Here is a 16,575-nt window from a genome sequence, read left to right as displayed (position 1 = left end):
AACGACTGGGCTGATTTTGATTTTGGAGTATGCTATGGCTGTATGAATATTTGAATATCATATTTTTGATATTCAAATTTCAAAAGATTTGTAACTAAAACTATAATTAACAGCGAATTATTCTAAGTGATAGTCCTTAGCATTATATTGTGGTAACAGGTAGAAAACTTGGGAAAACTTCGATGTCACCACTGATTTCCATTGTCATCGTCAATTACAACCGGGAGTCTTACCTTCAAGAAGCGATCGCTAGCGTCTTAACGCAGACATGGCAAAACTTTGAGTTATTGATTTGGGATAATGGCTCTACAGACGGATCAGTGGTGATCGCTCACGCTTATGCTCAAAAAGATGGGCGAGTGCGGGTGGTGGAAGCAGACAATCAAGGAGTTGCTGCGGCTTGTAAGGCAGCGATCGGCCAAACTAGCGGCACTTACGTCGGTATATTAGACAATGATGATATCCTTGCCCCCACAGCTCTTGCTCAAACCGCTACAGTCCTCAATAGACATCCAGAAACGGGATTTGTTTACACCGACTACTTAAATATCGATCCAAACGGCAAAGTTATCGGTTATGGTCATCGCTGTGACATTCCTTACTCTCAATCAGGTTTGTTGGTAGATTTCATGACTTTCCACTTCCGCTTGATGCGGCGATCGGTTTATGACCGAGTGGGAGGTGTTAACGAATCGTTCTCTTGCTGTGCCTATGATTATGACCTATGTCTGCGACTTTCAGAAGTAGCCCAAGTACGCCGAGTCAAAGAGCCACTCTATTTCTACCGAAATCATTCTCAAAGCATGTCTGTCACCAGGAGAACAGAACAAATCCTCTGGTCACAAAAGGCGATCGCTCAAGCACTTTGGCGGCGAGGATTAGCAGACAAGTTACAAATCGATGTAGAATTGCCTACAAGTCGCTTCATATTACGCCGCAAAGAATCTTTATTAGACCTCTTGCATAAATCAAAAATAAGAAAGAACCCCACCCCGCCAAAGCTGCGCTTTGTCTCCCCTCCCGAAGAGCGGGGAGGGGTTGGGGGTGGGGTGTTAGGGACTTGTGCAAGAGGTCTATTGTCTAATATCGCCGCTTCAGTCCTAGTTATTGCCTCGTTGGTAAATCCCAAATTAGCCCAAGCACAACAAATAGTTCCTGCTAACGATGGGACAGGTACAATTGTGACTCCCAACGGCAATCGACTTAATATCACTGGCGGCACAACTTCTGGTGATAATGCAAACCTCTTTCACAGCTTTCAACAGTTTGGAATTTCACCAGAACAAATTGCCAACTTTCAAGCTAGTCCGGCGCTGCAAAATATCCTTGGTCGAATTACAGGCGGGAATGCCTCGGTTATCAATGGTTTAATTCAGGTAACAGGTGGCAATGCTAACCTTTTCTTGATGAATCCAGCCGGGTTTATTTTTGGCGCAAACGCCAGTTTAAATGTGCCTGGTGCTTTTACGGTGACAACAGCTAACGGCATCGGTTTTGGGAGCAGTTGGTTTAACGCTATCGGTGTTAATGACTACATAAATTTAGTTGGAAACCCCAATGGATTTGCCTTTAGTACAAACCAGCCAGGAGCGATCGCAAATGCTGGAAATTTGGCAGTAAGTACTGGGCAAAATTTGAATTTATTAGGTGGTACTGTAGTCAACACCGGGCAACTTTCAGCACCAGGAGGGCAGATTTCTGTCACATCAGTACCAGGACAAAATTGGGTGCGTCTTAGTCAGCCAGGAAATCTGTTGAGTCTAGAAATTCAGCCCCTCGCCTCTAGTAGCAACCAACCTAATAACTGGACAATTCCCATTGCCTCAATACCCGAATTGCTCACAGTTGGTAACACAGGCTTAACTGCCAATCCTGATGGAACTGTAAAATTAACAAACTCCAATGTGACAATTCCCACAACTCCAGGTACAACGATTGTTTCTGGGAAAGTGAATGCAGCGAGTCAAACAGGCGGTAATATAACTGCTTTGGGTAAAAAAGTCGCGGTGATTGATGCCAATATTAACGCCTCTGGGAATAATGGCGGCGGTACTGTGCTAATTGGTGGAGATTATCAAGGTAAGGGGACTTTACCCAACGCAGATCGGACTTATGTAGACTCAAAATCTGTCATTAATGCTGATAGTAATTTGAATGGAAACGGCGGACAGGTAATTGTTTGGGGTAACGACACAACCAAGTTTTTTGGTAACATTTCGGCTCGTGGAGGAGCAAATGCTGGCAATGGTGGTTTTGTAGAAGTATCAGGTAAAAATTTCTTAAATTTTAACGGTTTAGTAGATACTTCAGCCCCTAATGGTAACTTTGGCACTTTATTGCTAGACCCCAGCACATTGACCATTATCGATGGTGCAGCAGGGACAGGTGATTTTGATGCTACAGCAGGCAATATTGCCTTTGGCGATGCAGATATTGGAGATAACACTGTTTCTTGGGGTGCGATCGCCTTATCGGGTACAAATATCAATTTACAAGCCACAGGCAATATTACCATCAATGACATCACCGGAGCGACACCCACAGTAACAACCGATGGTGTCGCTATATTAAACTTGGGCGGTGGTAGCTTCAGCCTCACATCACAAACCGGTTCTGTAAACTTTGTCGATCCCACCAACACCATCCAGACAACGGGAGGAGGCATTAACATTTCTGGAGCTAGCTTATCGCTGGGAAATCTAAATACAAGTAGAACTACTGGTAATAGTGGCAACGTAACGTTGTTTGCAACTGGCGATATTACTGCGGGCAACATTATTGCCAGTGGTCAGGGTTACTCAGCAGGTAATATTACAGTCCAAAGCACAAATGGTGGAATTACCCTAAATAACCTTGACACTAGCAATATTCAAGGGTTTTCTGGATTTGGATATGGTGGCATTATTATTACGGATGCAGGAACAGTAAATTTGACTGCCGCAGGCAACATCTTAACAGATGCTATTAATACCTCTTCAAATGATGCTAATAGATCAGGTAAGGCTGGCGATGTAGTTGCAACAACCACAGGCGGCAGTATTACCACAGAGGCAATTAACTCGTCTGTAGTTAAGGAAGGAGGTGGCGATTTTATTGGCACTGCTGGCGCGATAAGTTTAACTAGCAGAGATAATATCACCGTGAATGATGCCATAAATACCTCAGCGATCGCTACCGGAGTCGATGGTACTGCAAATGTTACAAGTGGCAACGTTACTTTACAGACTACCAATACTGCTGGCAGCAATATTCGTTTTACCAACATCAACACCCAGTCCATAGCAGACGATTTTGTTGATGGAAACACTGTTCAAGGTGGCAATGTGCAAGTGCTAACCAACGGACTGATTCAGGGAATCGGAACCGACGAAGCGATCGCAACTGGTGGATTTTTTACTGGCGAAGGAGGTACTAACGTTCAACCTTCAGCAGGAGGTACTGTTAGCATTCGCCATGATGGTGGCCCAAACAATGTAGATTTTATTGTCGGTGATGCAAGTGTCAATGCTACAGCAGGGTCAATCACTACAGGTGACAATTCAATAATCGCTAATAGCTTTCCAGTCTTGCCAAATGGTGGAGATGCTAGCGGTACACCACTAAGCATCACCATTACATCTGTTAACACCCCGCCGACATTAACAGCCAACTCATCCCTACCCGATACCCAGACCAATCAACCTGTTACCTTAACGTTCTCTAGTTTGGCTCCGCTAGTCAGCGATGTTAATAATGACATCACCTCCATCAAGGTCGATGTCGTGAATACGGGAAATATCACTGTCAATGGCGTTCCCGTCATCCCTGGTGTTACAACCTTATCTAGCGGCGATACTTTAGTATACACACCTCCAGCAGATACAAATGGGTCACTAAATGCCTTTGTAATTAGTGCAAATGACGGCGTTTCCTCTTCTGCACCTGTACAGATAGGAATCAACGTCAGTCAAATTCCTACTCCCAATCCTGAGACTCCCAATCCTGAGACTCCCAATCCTGAGACTCCCAATCCTGAGACTCCCAATCCTGAAACTCCCAATCCTGAGACTCCCAATCCTGAGACTCCCAATCCTAACCCCTGCACATTTCAGTGCAATCTACCAGGTAAACCGAATAACCTTGACCTTAATAATCCTAAGATTGATAACCCCATTCTTAATACCAACCCCACTCCCGAAGACAATTTCACAGATGATTTTGCCGACCATTTAGGCATACCCAGCCCTAGAATTAAAACCCTAGATGATGCCAAAGAAATTGCTCGCAAAATTGAAGAAGCGACTGGTGTGAAACCTGCATTTATCTACATCAGTTTTGTCCCTGTGGAAATTCTACCAGAGGAAAATTTAGGTAAAGCTCAAAAATTGACGAAACAGTTAAATACTGTAGCAGAAAAGGATAGCGACCAGCTGGAACTAGTAGTAGTAACAGGAAAAGATGATCCTATCCGCAAGCGCATCCCAGAAATAACTAAAGCCAAAGTTCTCCAAGTAGCTCAAGAATTTCGTGACCAAATCGTTAGTCCACAAAACCGTCGTCGCACCGGTTATTTGCGTTCATCTCAACAACTTTATCGCTGGATTGTTGCACCATTAGAGGCAGATTTACAAACGAGAGAAATCAACAATCTGGTCTTTTTACCAGACATTGGTTTACGTTCAACCCCAATGGCAGCACTTCACGATGGTAAGGGATTTCTAGTAGAAAAATACAGTATTGGCTTAATGCCTAGTCTTAGTCTGACTAATACCCTCTATAAAGACATCAAAAAATCTCAAATTTTAGCGCTGGGAGTTTCTCAGAGTACTCAGGGACAAGAGCCTTTACCAGCAGTCCCCGTTGAGTTATCAACACTAGTGTCTAAACTCTGGCAGGGCAAATTATTGTTAGACAAGCAAGCCACCTTAGAAAATCTCAAAACTATCCGCCGCCAACAACCTTTTGGAATAATTCACATGGCAACCCATGCCGATTTTGCTACTGGTGCTTTGAGTAATTCCTATATTCAACTGTGGGAAGACAAGTTACGCTTGAACCAATTACGACAATTGCGCTTGAATGAACCTGAAGTTGAAATGCTGGTGTTGAGTGCTTGTAGAACAGCTTTAGGGGATGAAGAATCCGAACTGGGATTTGCGGGTTTAGCAGTGCTGGCAGGTGTGAAAACTAGTGTTGCTAGTCTTTGGTCAGTTAATGATGCTGGCACAGCAGCATTGATGACAAAATTTTATGAGAACTTAAAGACTGCTCCCATTAAAGCAGAAGCTCTCAGACAAGCTCAAGTAGCTATGGTCAAAGGGCAAATTTATGTCAAGGATGGACAAGTGCAAGGTTTAGAAGTAGTTGGGAATTTGCCTTTACCTGCTGACACTGCTGATGAATCACTTATGCATCCTTATTATTGGGCTGGATTTACAATGGTTGGTAATCCTTGGTGAAGGTAGGGAATCGACATACTTCTAGCGGATACTACGGATGAAAGATGTGTCTTCTTGTAGATGAACGCTACAATCTATCAGAAAATCAAAGAAATAGTTAAATCCAGAGTGGCTTCATGACGGCTAATTTAACACCAAAAGCAACATTTGACTTTGTTAACGTGCTATCTCAGGCTGCGGCTAAGTATAGACAACCAAAAAGTATACGCCCTAATGCTGAAATATTAGTAAAGGCGTTGCTACAAGCCGAAAAAACTGCCAAGCAACAAAAGTTGACTTATCCATTTGAGTTTCTGCTCGGTAAATGGCAACTTTGCTTTGTCACTGGCACTAAGAAAAACAGAGGTAGTGGGGGAATTGTATTAGGCAACGGTTTCTATGTACCCAAATTTATAACAATCCATGTTTCCTTTAATGCCACTTTGGAACAGGATTCAGGCAGAGGCGAAATTGCTAATCAGGTTGAGCTGAACCCAGTTTCACTGAAACTCACGGGGCCAGTGCAATATTTCGGGAAGAAAAATTTATTGGCCTTTGACTTTAACCAGATGATTATCAGTTTGTTTGGTCGTGTTATTTACAACAGAGCAATCCGTGCTGGTAAAGTTCAAACAGAAGATTTCTACAACCAACCTATAGCTAAACTACCCTTCTTTGGCTTCTTTTTAGTCACAGAAGATTTCATTGCAGCTCGCGGTCGTGGGGGAGGATTGGCATTTTGGATTCGAGAAACTTAAAGACGCTTGCAGAAAATCAGGCAGTCTTGCTGGAGGCAAAAGGAAAAAAGATTTGACTTATTTGTTTGATTTGTAGCAAGTGGTGCAACCTTTTTACAAATCAAACAAATACTTCACCACATATTTGGGTCTGAATCCTAATGCTTCACGCAATGCTTTAAAGTAATGAGTGGATGAAAAATGAGTATTTACTCATTACTTATTACTCATTACTTATTACTCATTACTCCTTCTTAAGAGCGCCTTGAGGTCGGTGGATGTCAAATCATCTGCGCTTGATTACTTAGGGAGTGATAGAGTTTGCCTGATTTCGTCTTTTATCTTGACTTCTCAGAGAGGTATATGGTAATATTGATAATTGTGTGGTTAAGGACGTATAGCTCAGTTGGTTAGAGCGCTACGTTGACATCGTAGAGGTCACTGGTTCGAATCCAGTTACGTCCATTATTGATTTACATTCACAAATTGAATGTCGCAATTTCACAAATTAGTGTCGTTATATCTTCTCCATAACCGTTTACAAATTAATGTCGCAACATTTGAGACTAGTCTACTATTGATTGGGACGAGACATTATCAGGGCAGCCAAATTGAAGATTATAGGCTCAATTTTAACTTAAGCTAAAAAACTTTTACAATCTGTGTTGTCCGCGATCGCACCAAAAGGGAATCACAAACTTTGCCTCAGCTTCATTCCAATTGTTAGTTTACTCAAAGCTTGCTGCTGCTTTTACAGCAGTTGCGATCGCATTTCTAACAGCAATATCTCTTTGTTCTAGAATAATATTTTCACTATCAGTACGTGAAGCAACTACACCGCAAATAGCAGCAGCAGCAAAATTATACACTCCTGCCATTTTGAAGAGTGTGCCGCATTCCATCTCGTAATTCAAGATATTCAAGCGCCGATATTCTTCTGTAATGCCATGCAGCGATCGCATTAAATTTGGATTGGCGGAATCAGTGCGTTCTTGTCCTTCGTAAAAAGTATCAACTGATGCCGTAATTCCGATGTAATGTTCAACCTTTAATTCTCGTGCAGCTTTAACTAAAGCGACTGTCAAAAAAGGATCGGCTGCGGCTGGATATTCCACTGGTGCAATGTCATTCGCTGCACCTTGGCGACATAATGCCGCACTGCTAATAACAACACTACCAACTGGTATATAAGGTTGAATGGAACCGCAAGTACCAATGCGAATAATTTGCCGGATTCCTACTTGTACCAACTCATTGACAACAATACTTAATGAAGGCGCACCCATACCACTTGTCGCTGATAAGATGCTGTGACCATTGGGTAAGTATCCCATGTAGCTGTTGAGACCGCGATTTTCTGACAACACGCGTACATCTTGTAAATAAGTTTGAGCAATTAGGTGCGATCGCTCTGGATCACCAGATAATAGAGCAATGCTGGGAGGTGATGAACCTAAATCATCTTGCCCAAAGCCTATGTGATAGAAACGTTTATTTGCCATTCAATGCTACTCGCATACTTATTGCTGGCTCCTACAACTAAGGAACCAAGAATTGCTCTTAATATGGTTGGGCGATCGCTAAATTATTAGGACTTATGCAATTAACTTGTCACGCATGAACCAACAAATATTGACCGTTACCAAGAATTTCACCATCACAACCGTCAAAATACACAATGCACAAGAGCAAATAAAGTCTCCACATCCGGCAGAACTTGCCATAGTTCATGCCATAATTTAAATCTTTGACTTTCGCTTGATTTTGGTCAAAATTCATCAACCAATTTATCAGAGTCTTTGAGTAGTTAGCACCATTTAAATACCATTGATTAATAGTTTTCAGGTCTGTATTAATCTTTGGAATGAGATCATAACTCCACACCCGCATGTTTGGAAAAACATATTTGTCGATAAAAGGATGGGTTATATTATACAGTAATCTGGTTGTGATTATGTGAATTAACACCTTGCCATCATCTTTGAGGAAAGAAGCCAGTTTTTGAAATGATTTCGTTAAATTCCCTACATGTTCAAACAGGCCAATCGCCATAATTTTATCAAACTTATTCTCAAAATCAATATCATTAAAGTCCTTTTCATATAGAGTGAATCTATCTGAACTAAGGTAACTGGTAGGGTCTCGCATTTTTTTCCGCATATATTCGCATTGCCCGTGGCTCAAATTAAGAGCCGTTACTTTCACATGCGGAAACCGGGAAAGAATGTAATTTGATGCAGAACCCCAACCGCATCCCAAATCTAAGATTTCGTCTCCGTCTTCGATGCCTGCTTTTGCGATCAAATCATCAAGCATCTGCATTTGAGCTTGCTCAAGGTTAGATGCTCCTTTTTCCCATAAAGCCATTGTGTATTTGGGATATAAAAGTTCTGTCTCTTTTAACATCAGACTGAACATTTCTTCGGGTAGGTTGTATTGAATCTTCATTAGTTCGTGTGACCCTTCTGCAAGGCGATCGCTTTCTTGCAACAGCCATTCATAGGGAACTAAAAGAGAAGGAAAATATTTGTAGCTGATTTGCATGGAGAGATTTAAAAGGGATTTAAGCAGAGGATCGGGGATTTTTAGCCCATTGATATAAGCCTCTGCTCCTGCCATTACGATTGCATTGAATGCAGCGATCGCTGTGCGGTTATCTTGGTAAGCAATTCGGTTTTTGTTATTCACATTTACTAAAAGAGTATGTATTTAGATTTTATCTGTAATGCTGGAAGTCATGTATACATTACCTTAGATTTTTAGTTATATGAAATTTATGACAAAACTAAATACTCGTCTTTGACAATTTCGACCTGCGATAAATTCAAAACTCCTATAAAATAAAGGATTTATCACTCCCTGATGCTACTTAAAGTGGTAAAATACGAGAAGTAAAATTGAGAGTTAGAAAATCAATTTATGTATTAAAAATTAATACTTTTTTATGAAGCTTAATAAGGACATAACGCTCCCTTAATTAATAGTGTTTCTCTTTGGTTGCAAAAATATTTGATAAATTTCATTTAAATTTTTAACACCATAGGGAACACCATATTTTCCCTGGTAATGAACTCAGACTATTATCCAAAGCCCTGCGTTACCTAAAATCTCCTCCTTCCCATATCTGAAGTTGTCTTTCAGCCGCAACTATGCAATTGAGATGCTTGGGTGGGTACAGAAAATGATCGTAAGCTAATGCCATCTGTTTAGCAACTTCAGTATATGGCACTCGTCCTATTCCCGTACCCAATCCAGGACAGGCAATAACGTTAGCTAGGGCAAATATCAACGGTTTTTCTGTATTATCAGCCTTGTCTTTTGCTTGTAGTACATATATAATACAAAACATATCACCACTCAGTTGGTGACTGTTTGTCGCTTGAACAAAAGGAAATTTTATGATTCCCCGAACACGCATCCGAAATATTGGTATCTCTGCCCACATCGACTCTGGTAAAACTACGCTGTCAGAGCGAATTCTCTTCTACACGGGCAGAATCCACGCTATTGAGGAAGTGCGGGGAGGCGGTAAGGGTGCAACGATGGATTTTATGCCAGAAGAAAAGCTGCATGGTATAACCATCACTTCCGCTGCTACCACCTGCCAGTGGCACGATACTCAAATTAACTTGATTGATACACCTGGACACGTAGATTTCACGATTGAAGTGGAACGCGCCTTGCGGGTATTAGATGGGGCAGTGATGGTGCTGTGTGCTGTGGCGGGTGTGCAGTCCCAGTCAATTACGGTGGATCGGCAAATGAAGCGCTACCGTGTGCCGCGTTTGGCGTTCATCAACAAAATGGATCGGACGGGGGCAGACCCATTTCGTGTAGTACAGGGAATACGCGATCGCTTGCAACTAAATGCGGTATTACTCCAGTATCCTATCGGCAGTGAAGACCAATTCCAGGGAGTGATTGACCTGGTAGAAATGACTGCTGACTACTTTGAGGGTGAAAACGGGGAAAACCGCGTGAAAAAGCCAATTCCCGAACCTCTTAGGGATGAGGCGCAACAGGCACGTGACAAACTGCTAGATACTTTGTCGCTGTTCTCAGAATCGATGACCGAGATGTTGTTGGCGGGTGAGGAAATTCCTAAAGAATTAATTTGGGAAACCATCCGACAAGCAACCTTGAGCCTAAAATTCACACCTGTACTGCTGGGTTCGGCATTCAAAAATAAAGGAGTGCAAAACTTATTGGATGCAGTTACGCTCTATTTACCATCTCCCGTGGATAGAGAAGTGGTTAAAACCGCAGAGTCGGTGAGTGTCTACCCTAATCCCGATGCTTCCTTGGTGGCATTGGCATTTAAACTCACCGTTGAATCCTTTGGGCAGTTGACCTATACCCGGATTTACTCTGGGACGCTCAAACCCGGTGATACCGTATACAACTCGCGGACTGAACAGCGAGTGCAAATCGGTCGCTTGGTGAGAATGCACGCCAATAAGCGAGAAGAGGTACAAGTTGCCGTAGCAGGGGATATAGTGGCTTTATTGGGTGTCGATTGTGCTTCTGGTGATACATTCTGTTCTGGAGAACCACTGGTATCTCTAGAGAAGATGTTTGTACCGGAACCAGTGATTACGCTGGCAATTACGCCCAAAAAACAGGAAGATAGCGATCGCCTTTCCAAGGCACTCAATCGCTTTCAAAGGGAAGACCCTACCTTCCGGTTGAGCATAGATCCCGAATCAGGAGCAACTTTGATTTCTGGGATGGGCGAACTCCACTTGGAAATCTACCTGGAGCGCATTCAACGGGAATATAATGCCGAGGTCTACGTCGGTACTCCTGCTGTGGCATACCGGGAAACCATTGGGCAACAAGCTACCTTTGACTACCGATTCAAGAAACAGTCAGGCGGCCCTGGTCAATACGCCCATATTACTGGGTGGATTGAACCTACAGATGAGCCGTTTGTTTTCGAGAATCGGGTGGTTGGGGGTGCGATTCCCAAAGAATATATCCCGGCGTGCGAGAAGGGTTGCCGTGAGGCGATGCAATCAGGACAGCTGGAAGGCTATCCGGTAACTGGGGTGAAAGTCGTTTTAGATGGCGGTTCTTATCATCCAATTGACTCCTCAGAATTGGCTTTCCGGTCAGCTTCCCATCAAGCAATTGAGGGTGCGATCGCCAAAGCCAAACCCTACATCCTCGAACCCATCATGCTTGTAGAGGTGGAAACACCCCACGAGTTCATGGGAAGGATTCAGGGTGACTTATCCTCGCGTCGGGCTTTGTTGTTAGGTTCCGAGACAATGCAGGGATACACGGTGATTCGGGCAGAAGTACCGCTAGCGCGAATGTTTGGGTATTCTACAGAATTGCGATCGCTTACTTCTGGTATGGCTACTTTTACAATGGAGTTTGCCTGCTATCGCCAGTCCTAGCATCTTGAAGTAGCTTTTAGGGACACAGTTAGGCTGTGTCCCTTTCAATTATTAGGAGGTTTTTGTGCCTATTTTGAGAACTTTGCAACCTGGAGATGAAGTATCACTGGAAGCATTTCTCTTACAACACACCGATACTTCTATGTTTTTGCGCTCTAATTGGCGAGCTGCGGGACTGCTTGACCAAGGTGCAAGATTTCAAGGAACTTACATAGCGGCCTACATAGATGAAACTATAGTGGCAATTGCAGCCCATTTTTGGAATGGGATGATCGTAGTTCAAGCCCCTGTACATCTGCCAGAAGTGGTACAAGCAGTTGTGGCACAATCTGGACGTGCCATCTCTGGAATTAGTGGCCCAGCCGCACAAGTTGAAGCAACAAAAAGCATTTTGGGACTTAGCAACCGACCAACTCAGCTTGATGAGGCTGAGATATTGTTTTCTCTAGCACTGGGAGATTTGCAAATACCTGAAGCCTTAGTATCAGCAAAGGTGCAGTGTCGTTTACCATATCCAGAAGAGTTGGAATTACTTACTGAATGGTGCGTTGCTTATAATGTGGAAGCTTTAGGAAAAACAGATACTCCCAGTTTAAGACCTGATTGCGATCGCATAATTGAGGCACGTCAAGCTACAGCTATGCATTGGGTTTTAGTAGCAGGAGATACCCCAGTTGCTTACTCTGCTTTCAATGCTAGCTTACCTGATATTGTGCAAATTGGTGGAGTCTGGACACCGCCAGGGCTGCGGGGTAAAGGCTACGCCAAAAGTGTGGTAGCAGGTTCATTGTTAGATGCGCGATCGCAAGGAGTAAAACGTGCCATCCTGTTTACAGGTGATAATAACCAAGCAGCCCAAGCAGTTTATCGAGGAATTGGCTTTTTGCCTACTGGCGAGAAGTATGGCTTAGTCTTATTTGAAGTAATAAGTAATAAGTAATAAGTAATAAGTAATGGGTATTACTTATTACTCATTACTCATTACTCATGACTCATTTATTTTTTCTGGATTTGCTGGAATTGATTTTGTAGTCTCTACTGAATTGATTGTAATACTTGAATTATGAGCCAGTATCGTTTCAAACAGTCATTCTCTGATGATCCCAGCTTAAGCGATAAGCTTTTTGACTTGATGGAAGTCACATTTCCCGGACTCAGCAGTTTAGCAGAATGTGCAAGAAAACTAGGTGCATCCTGGGAAACAGCTTCAACTCCGTTTATGCGCTTTCATGATGATATAGCGATTACCCATGTGGGAGTGTTAGAAATTCCCATGCAAATTATGGGACAAAGGCTCACTGTCGGAGGAATTCATGGAGTAGCTACCCGTGCAGAGTATCGCCGGAGAGGGTATTACCGGGAAGTGATGGAGGAAGTGCTAGGGTATTGCGATCGCGATCGCCTTTACGAAACCCTGGTACTGACGACACCACAACCAGAGTTTTACTTACCTTTTGGCTTTCGTGTTGTCGAAGAACACATCTTTAAAGTTAAGTGTAACTCCACAGGTGGCACTGATAGCTTCAGAATACTGGATTTTGCAAATATTAAAGATTACACATTGCTACACAGACTTTTAGAAACACGCATTCCTGTCTCTAATATAGTTGGCGTAGTCAACGAAAAACCTGTATTCTGTGTCAATGAAGGAAGTCGTCCTTTATACTATGCAGAAGATTTAGATTTAATCGCCTGTATGGAGATAGAAGATAACCGACTTCATCTTTTCGATTTAGTGACAACGCAGATATGTTCTTTAAAGAATATTATTAGTAAGATAACTCAACCCATTGAAGAAGCGGTGATTTACTTTAGTCCAGAACTTCTGGATGTCAAAGATGTGCAAGCATTCACCCATACTTTTGATGAAACTGTGCTGATGGTTCGCGGCAAATTTGCGGCGGAGGGCGAGAAATTTATGCTACCCCGTTCTGCAAGGTGTTGAGTCACTCAAAAACAATTGAATCATAATAGAATTGATAGTTTCATCATTAGGATTGCTTTATGATGTATCAAACTGACCCGCCGCGATCGCCAAAAGATGTATTGCCGACCATGTATGATCTTCCCAGTGAAGATCCAGAGGAGCCTGGTTTGCCCGATCAGTTTCATTTATTGCAACCTCGTCTGTTAGACGAAACCTTTCGTCCACCAAATTATCCTAGCGACGAGATATTTGTTGCTAGCGATCTAAATCTTTATTATGACCCGCGCCATCCACTGTGGCATAAACGACCAGATTGGTTTGCCGTTTTAGGTGTTTCCCGTCTCTACGAACAACGAGATTTACGCTTAAGTTATGTCCTTTGGCAAGAGGGAGTTCAGCCTTTTATTGTGGTTGAATTGCTGTCTCCCGGAACTGAAAAGGAAGACTTAGGGCAGACATTGCGAGATGTCAAGCAACCACCAGGAAAATGGGAAGTGTATGAACAGATTCTACGTGTGCCTTATTATATAGTATTTGATCGGTACAAATATAAATTAAGGGTGTTTAAATTAGACGGTGGTCGTTATGCTGAGATAACACTGTCAGAGTCGCGCTTCTGGATACCAGAACTAGAATTAGGCTTGGGTGTCTGGCAGGGACGCTATCAAAATGTAGAACAGCCTTGGTTACGGTGGTATGATTGGACAGGCTGCTGGGTATTGACTTCTACAGAACAAGAAAGTCAACGGGCTGAACAAGAAAGACTACGGGCCGAACGGTTGATTGCACAATTGCGTAGACACGAAGTGGCTTGTCGCTAGACATCGCTAGGCGTTGAACCCGATTTAGATTAGCTTTTTGCCTTTTTTATAGCCCTGCAAACCACTCATAGCCTTGATCTTCCCAATAGCCTTTTTTAGTAGGTAACAAATTGCTGACGAATGTAATTTGAGTTACCCACTTGCTTTGCTTGTAACCTAGTTTAATTGGAGATGCTAGGCGCATCGGCGCACCATTATCAACTGATAAGGGTTGTCCATTCTTTTGATAAGCCATGAGAGTTTGGGGATGTATGACAGAGGCAATATCCCAACTTTCGTAATAGCCATCAGCAGATTTGAAATAGACATAGCGGACATTTGACTTAGGCTGTACTAGCGCTACTAAATCTCGTAATCGCACACCTCCCCATTGAACGATCGCAGCCCAGCCTTCAACACAGACATGGCGAATTACCATTGAAGTCAAGGGTAGTTTTTGAATATCTGCCATGCTCAATTGCATCGCATTATTAACCTCACCATCAATTATTAAGCGAAACTGTGCCGGATCGATTTGCGGGGTAAAATCAAAGGTATTAATCAGCAATTTATCTGCTTCTATGGCACTGACAGAAAATTCAGGTATGGGTTTTTGAGTTAATAGAAGTGCTTCAAGACTTTGGTTTAGTGGCTCAGATATTTGCCGCAGATTATCTGAGAACAAATTTGTTCCACAGCCACCAAGAAGAAAGCCTACCCCTGAAAGTCCAGATATTTGCAGTAACCGACGACGGGATAGGGTACGTTTGGGAAGAATCAGACTCATAAAACCTCTACAGAAACATAGATTTCACTAAACGGACGCTTCCTACCTTCAGGGCAAGTAAGGAATGAGCAATGTAAATAGTATGACAGTAGAAACAGTGATAAAGTGAACAGTGCGTAGAGTTTGCCAACTAAATAAATATTTGACTAAATTCAACGGTTAAACTCGATATTTCGCATTTATCTGCCTTGCGATCGGGAACCTAAAGATTGTAAGTTAGTTACACACATAAAAAATTCCCACGCATTTATTTTCTACTGATATCAGTTTCTACTTTATTAATGTAGACTACGGGTATTTAATTTGTCTTAACCGCTATTTTAAAAACATAAAAAACCTTAATTAGCTACAACTTTCAAATATGTCAAATAACAAAGACTTTTCATCCGAAAAAAGCTCTTCCGTTAAAAATGTCTTGATTATAGGTGCAGCCGGGTATATTGGCGGAGCGCTATGCCGAAAGTTTTCTCAGACACAAGATTTTGCCGTATTAGCACTTGTCCGTCCGAGTAGTGATATTGAGGGTATAAAGCCTTTCTGCAAAGAAATAATCCGCTCTCAAGAGGTAGAAATTTCCAGCAATGATGTTACAAGAGCAATTCGCAAGCATGATATTACAACGGTAATTAATGTAGCGTGGCACATACCTCTAGAATCAACCAAAGAAGCTCAATTCGGTTTCGACCGTATACCATTAGAAGCCGCTTTACACGGTGCTAGTGCAGTTTCGCCAGATATTCATGTAATTACAACCAGTGGGAATTTCTCTTTGATTACCGCCAATGGAGGACGAATAACAGAAATACCTCCGCCACTCGGTTATACACTGCCCGAATATTTAGTTAGTCTTGACTTACTAGCAGGTGTAAATGTGTTGAAAGATGGGCTAGTAGAAGAATATATCAGCAATGGAGGTAACGCCTCGATTGTGTATCCTTCATCAGTATATGGTTCAGCACCAACTCGTGGCAGTTTTTGGGATTTTGCAATTCAGCAGTTCATTACAGGGAAACCACACCAAGGGTCTCAGCCATTTCCACCAGATTTTATGACAGCATGGATTCATGTTGAAGATTTAGCAGACTGCTACATTGCGGTAGCGCAATTTGGCTCCAAAGGAGGACATTACCTTGCTGCGCCTGAAAATTTTAGTATTAGCCAGGTGTCAAAAATGTTTGCCCAGGCTGCTCAAGTAGAATTTATTCCGCCAGTCTTTGAAAACAAAGACAAAGTTATATTTGATGATTCTCATACTAGAGAAGTACTTCAACTTCAATGGAAGTATAAAGTGGCTGATGAGATGAAAGGTTGGGTAGAGAGAATAAAAGAGTTAGGAACTTATTTTTTAGAGTAAATAAGGGGTAAAAGTTAAGTAACTGCTGTGAATATTTGTGCAAATCAGATTATCACATCAGTGATAACTAGCAAGTAGGTTGGGTAATTTGCCATTGGTGTCAAGTTAAGAAAAATGGATGGCTGTCAAGAGTGGGCAAATCAATGGTAAA

General features: G+C 42.4%; 11 protein-coding genes and 1 tRNA gene. 8 read left to right on the top strand and 4 right to left on the bottom strand.

The features are described 5' to 3' along the window. Positions 1–182 precede the first annotated feature (182 nt). The 3 genes from QUD05_RS12180 (at position 183) to QUD05_RS12170 (ending at position 6,619) form a co-directional block, all read left to right on the top strand. A complete protein-coding gene (locus QUD05_RS12180) occupies positions 183–5,438 on the top strand; it encodes a CHAT domain-containing protein (RefSeq protein WP_289796274.1) in 5,256 nt (1,751 codons plus the stop codon). Between the two features lie 116 nt (positions 5,439–5,554). Beyond that, positions 5,555–6,175, top strand: a complete 621-nt coding sequence (locus QUD05_RS12175; RefSeq protein WP_289796273.1) for a hypothetical protein — start codon at positions 5,555–5,557, stop codon at positions 6,173–6,175. 370 nt (positions 6,176–6,545) lie between these two features. Next, positions 6,546–6,619, top strand: a tRNA-Val gene (locus QUD05_RS12170). 263 nt (positions 6,620–6,882) lie between these two features. Here QUD05_RS12170 and QUD05_RS12165 read toward each other — a convergent pair. The 3 genes from QUD05_RS12165 to QUD05_RS12155 all read right to left on the bottom strand — a co-directional run bounded on the left by QUD05_RS12165 (position 6,883) and on the right by QUD05_RS12155 (position 9,503). Next, complete coding sequence (locus QUD05_RS12165; protein ID WP_289796272.1) at positions 6,883–7,656, bottom strand: nucleoside phosphorylase; 774 nt, start codon at positions 7,654–7,656, stop codon at positions 6,883–6,885. 109 nt (positions 7,657–7,765) lie between these two features. Continuing rightward, entirely contained in the window at positions 7,766–8,842 is a 1,077-nt protein-coding gene (locus tag QUD05_RS12160; RefSeq protein WP_289796270.1) for an SAM-dependent methyltransferase, read from the bottom strand. 409 nt (positions 8,843–9,251) lie between these two features. Continuing rightward, positions 9,252–9,503, bottom strand: a complete 252-nt coding sequence (locus QUD05_RS12155; RefSeq protein WP_289796269.1) for a hypothetical protein — start codon at positions 9,501–9,503, stop codon at positions 9,252–9,254. A 49-nt stretch (positions 9,504–9,552) separates the two neighbouring features. Between QUD05_RS12155 and fusA the strand changes: the two genes are divergently transcribed. The 4 genes from fusA to QUD05_RS12135 all read left to right on the top strand — a co-directional run bounded on the left by fusA (position 9,553) and on the right by QUD05_RS12135 (position 14,304). Further along, entirely contained in the window at positions 9,553–11,556 is a 2,004-nt protein-coding gene (fusA, locus tag QUD05_RS12150) for an elongation factor G (protein WP_289796268.1), read from the top strand. A 64-nt stretch (positions 11,557–11,620) separates the two neighbouring features. After that, positions 11,621–12,496: a GNAT family N-acetyltransferase gene (locus QUD05_RS12145; protein WP_289796267.1), complete on the top strand. Its 876-nt coding sequence runs from the start codon at positions 11,621–11,623 to the stop codon at positions 12,494–12,496. 123 nt (positions 12,497–12,619) lie between these two features. Continuing rightward, positions 12,620–13,501 (top strand): GNAT family N-acetyltransferase, encoded by an 882-nt coding sequence (locus tag QUD05_RS12140; protein WP_289796266.1) that lies wholly within the window; start codon positions 12,620–12,622, stop codon positions 13,499–13,501. A gap of 62 nt (positions 13,502–13,563) precedes the next feature. Beyond that, on the top strand, positions 13,564–14,304 hold the full coding sequence (locus QUD05_RS12135) for a Uma2 family endonuclease (protein WP_289799944.1): 741 nt from the start codon (positions 13,564–13,566) through the stop codon (positions 14,302–14,304). A gap of 46 nt (positions 14,305–14,350) precedes the next feature. Here QUD05_RS12135 and QUD05_RS12130 read toward each other — a convergent pair whose 3' ends face one another. Next, a complete protein-coding gene (locus tag QUD05_RS12130) occupies positions 14,351–15,070 on the bottom strand; it encodes a molybdopterin-dependent oxidoreductase (protein ID WP_289796265.1) in 720 nt (239 codons plus the stop codon). A gap of 361 nt (positions 15,071–15,431) precedes the next feature. Between QUD05_RS12130 and QUD05_RS12125 the strand changes: the two genes are divergently transcribed. Next, positions 15,432–16,424: an NAD-dependent epimerase/dehydratase family protein gene (locus QUD05_RS12125; RefSeq protein WP_289796264.1), complete on the top strand. Its 993-nt coding sequence runs from the start codon at positions 15,432–15,434 to the stop codon at positions 16,422–16,424. Positions 16,425–16,575 lie beyond the last annotated feature (151 nt).

Origin of the sequence: Nostoc sp. GT001, from assembly GCF_030382115.1 — a bacterium.
Taxonomy (GTDB): Bacteria; Cyanobacteriota; Cyanobacteriia; order Cyanobacteriales; family Nostocaceae; genus Nostoc.
Note: the sequence above shows the minus strand (reverse complement) of the source record. Positions and strands in the feature narration are given on the sequence as shown.

What these genes read in the sequence shown, in the direction of transcription:
- QUD05_RS12180 (WP_289796274.1), top strand. Translation starts at nt 183, where the DNA reads ATGTCACCACTGATTTCCATTGTCATCGTCAATTACAACCGGGAGTCT.
- QUD05_RS12175 (WP_289796273.1), top strand. Translation starts at nt 5,555, where the DNA reads ATGACGGCTAATTTAACACCAAAAGCAACATTTGACTTTGTTAACGTG.
- QUD05_RS12165 (WP_289796272.1), bottom strand. Translation starts at nt 7,656, where the DNA reads ATGGCAAATAAACGTTTCTATCACATAGGCTTTGGGCAAGATGATTTA.
- QUD05_RS12155 (WP_289796269.1), bottom strand. Translation starts at nt 9,503, where the DNA reads ATGTTTTGTATTATATATGTACTACAAGCAAAAGACAAGGCTGATAAT.
- fusA (WP_289796268.1), top strand. Translation starts at nt 9,553, where the DNA reads ATGATTCCCCGAACACGCATCCGAAATATTGGTATCTCTGCCCACATC.
- QUD05_RS12140 (WP_289796266.1), top strand. Translation starts at nt 12,620, where the DNA reads ATGAGCCAGTATCGTTTCAAACAGTCATTCTCTGATGATCCCAGCTTA.
- QUD05_RS12135 (WP_289799944.1), top strand. Translation starts at nt 13,564, where the DNA reads ATGTATCAAACTGACCCGCCGCGATCGCCAAAAGATGTATTGCCGACC.
- QUD05_RS12130 (WP_289796265.1), bottom strand. Translation starts at nt 15,070, where the DNA reads ATGAGTCTGATTCTTCCCAAACGTACCCTATCCCGTCGTCGGTTACTG.
- QUD05_RS12125 (WP_289796264.1), top strand. Translation starts at nt 15,432, where the DNA reads ATGTCAAATAACAAAGACTTTTCATCCGAAAAAAGCTCTTCCGTTAAA.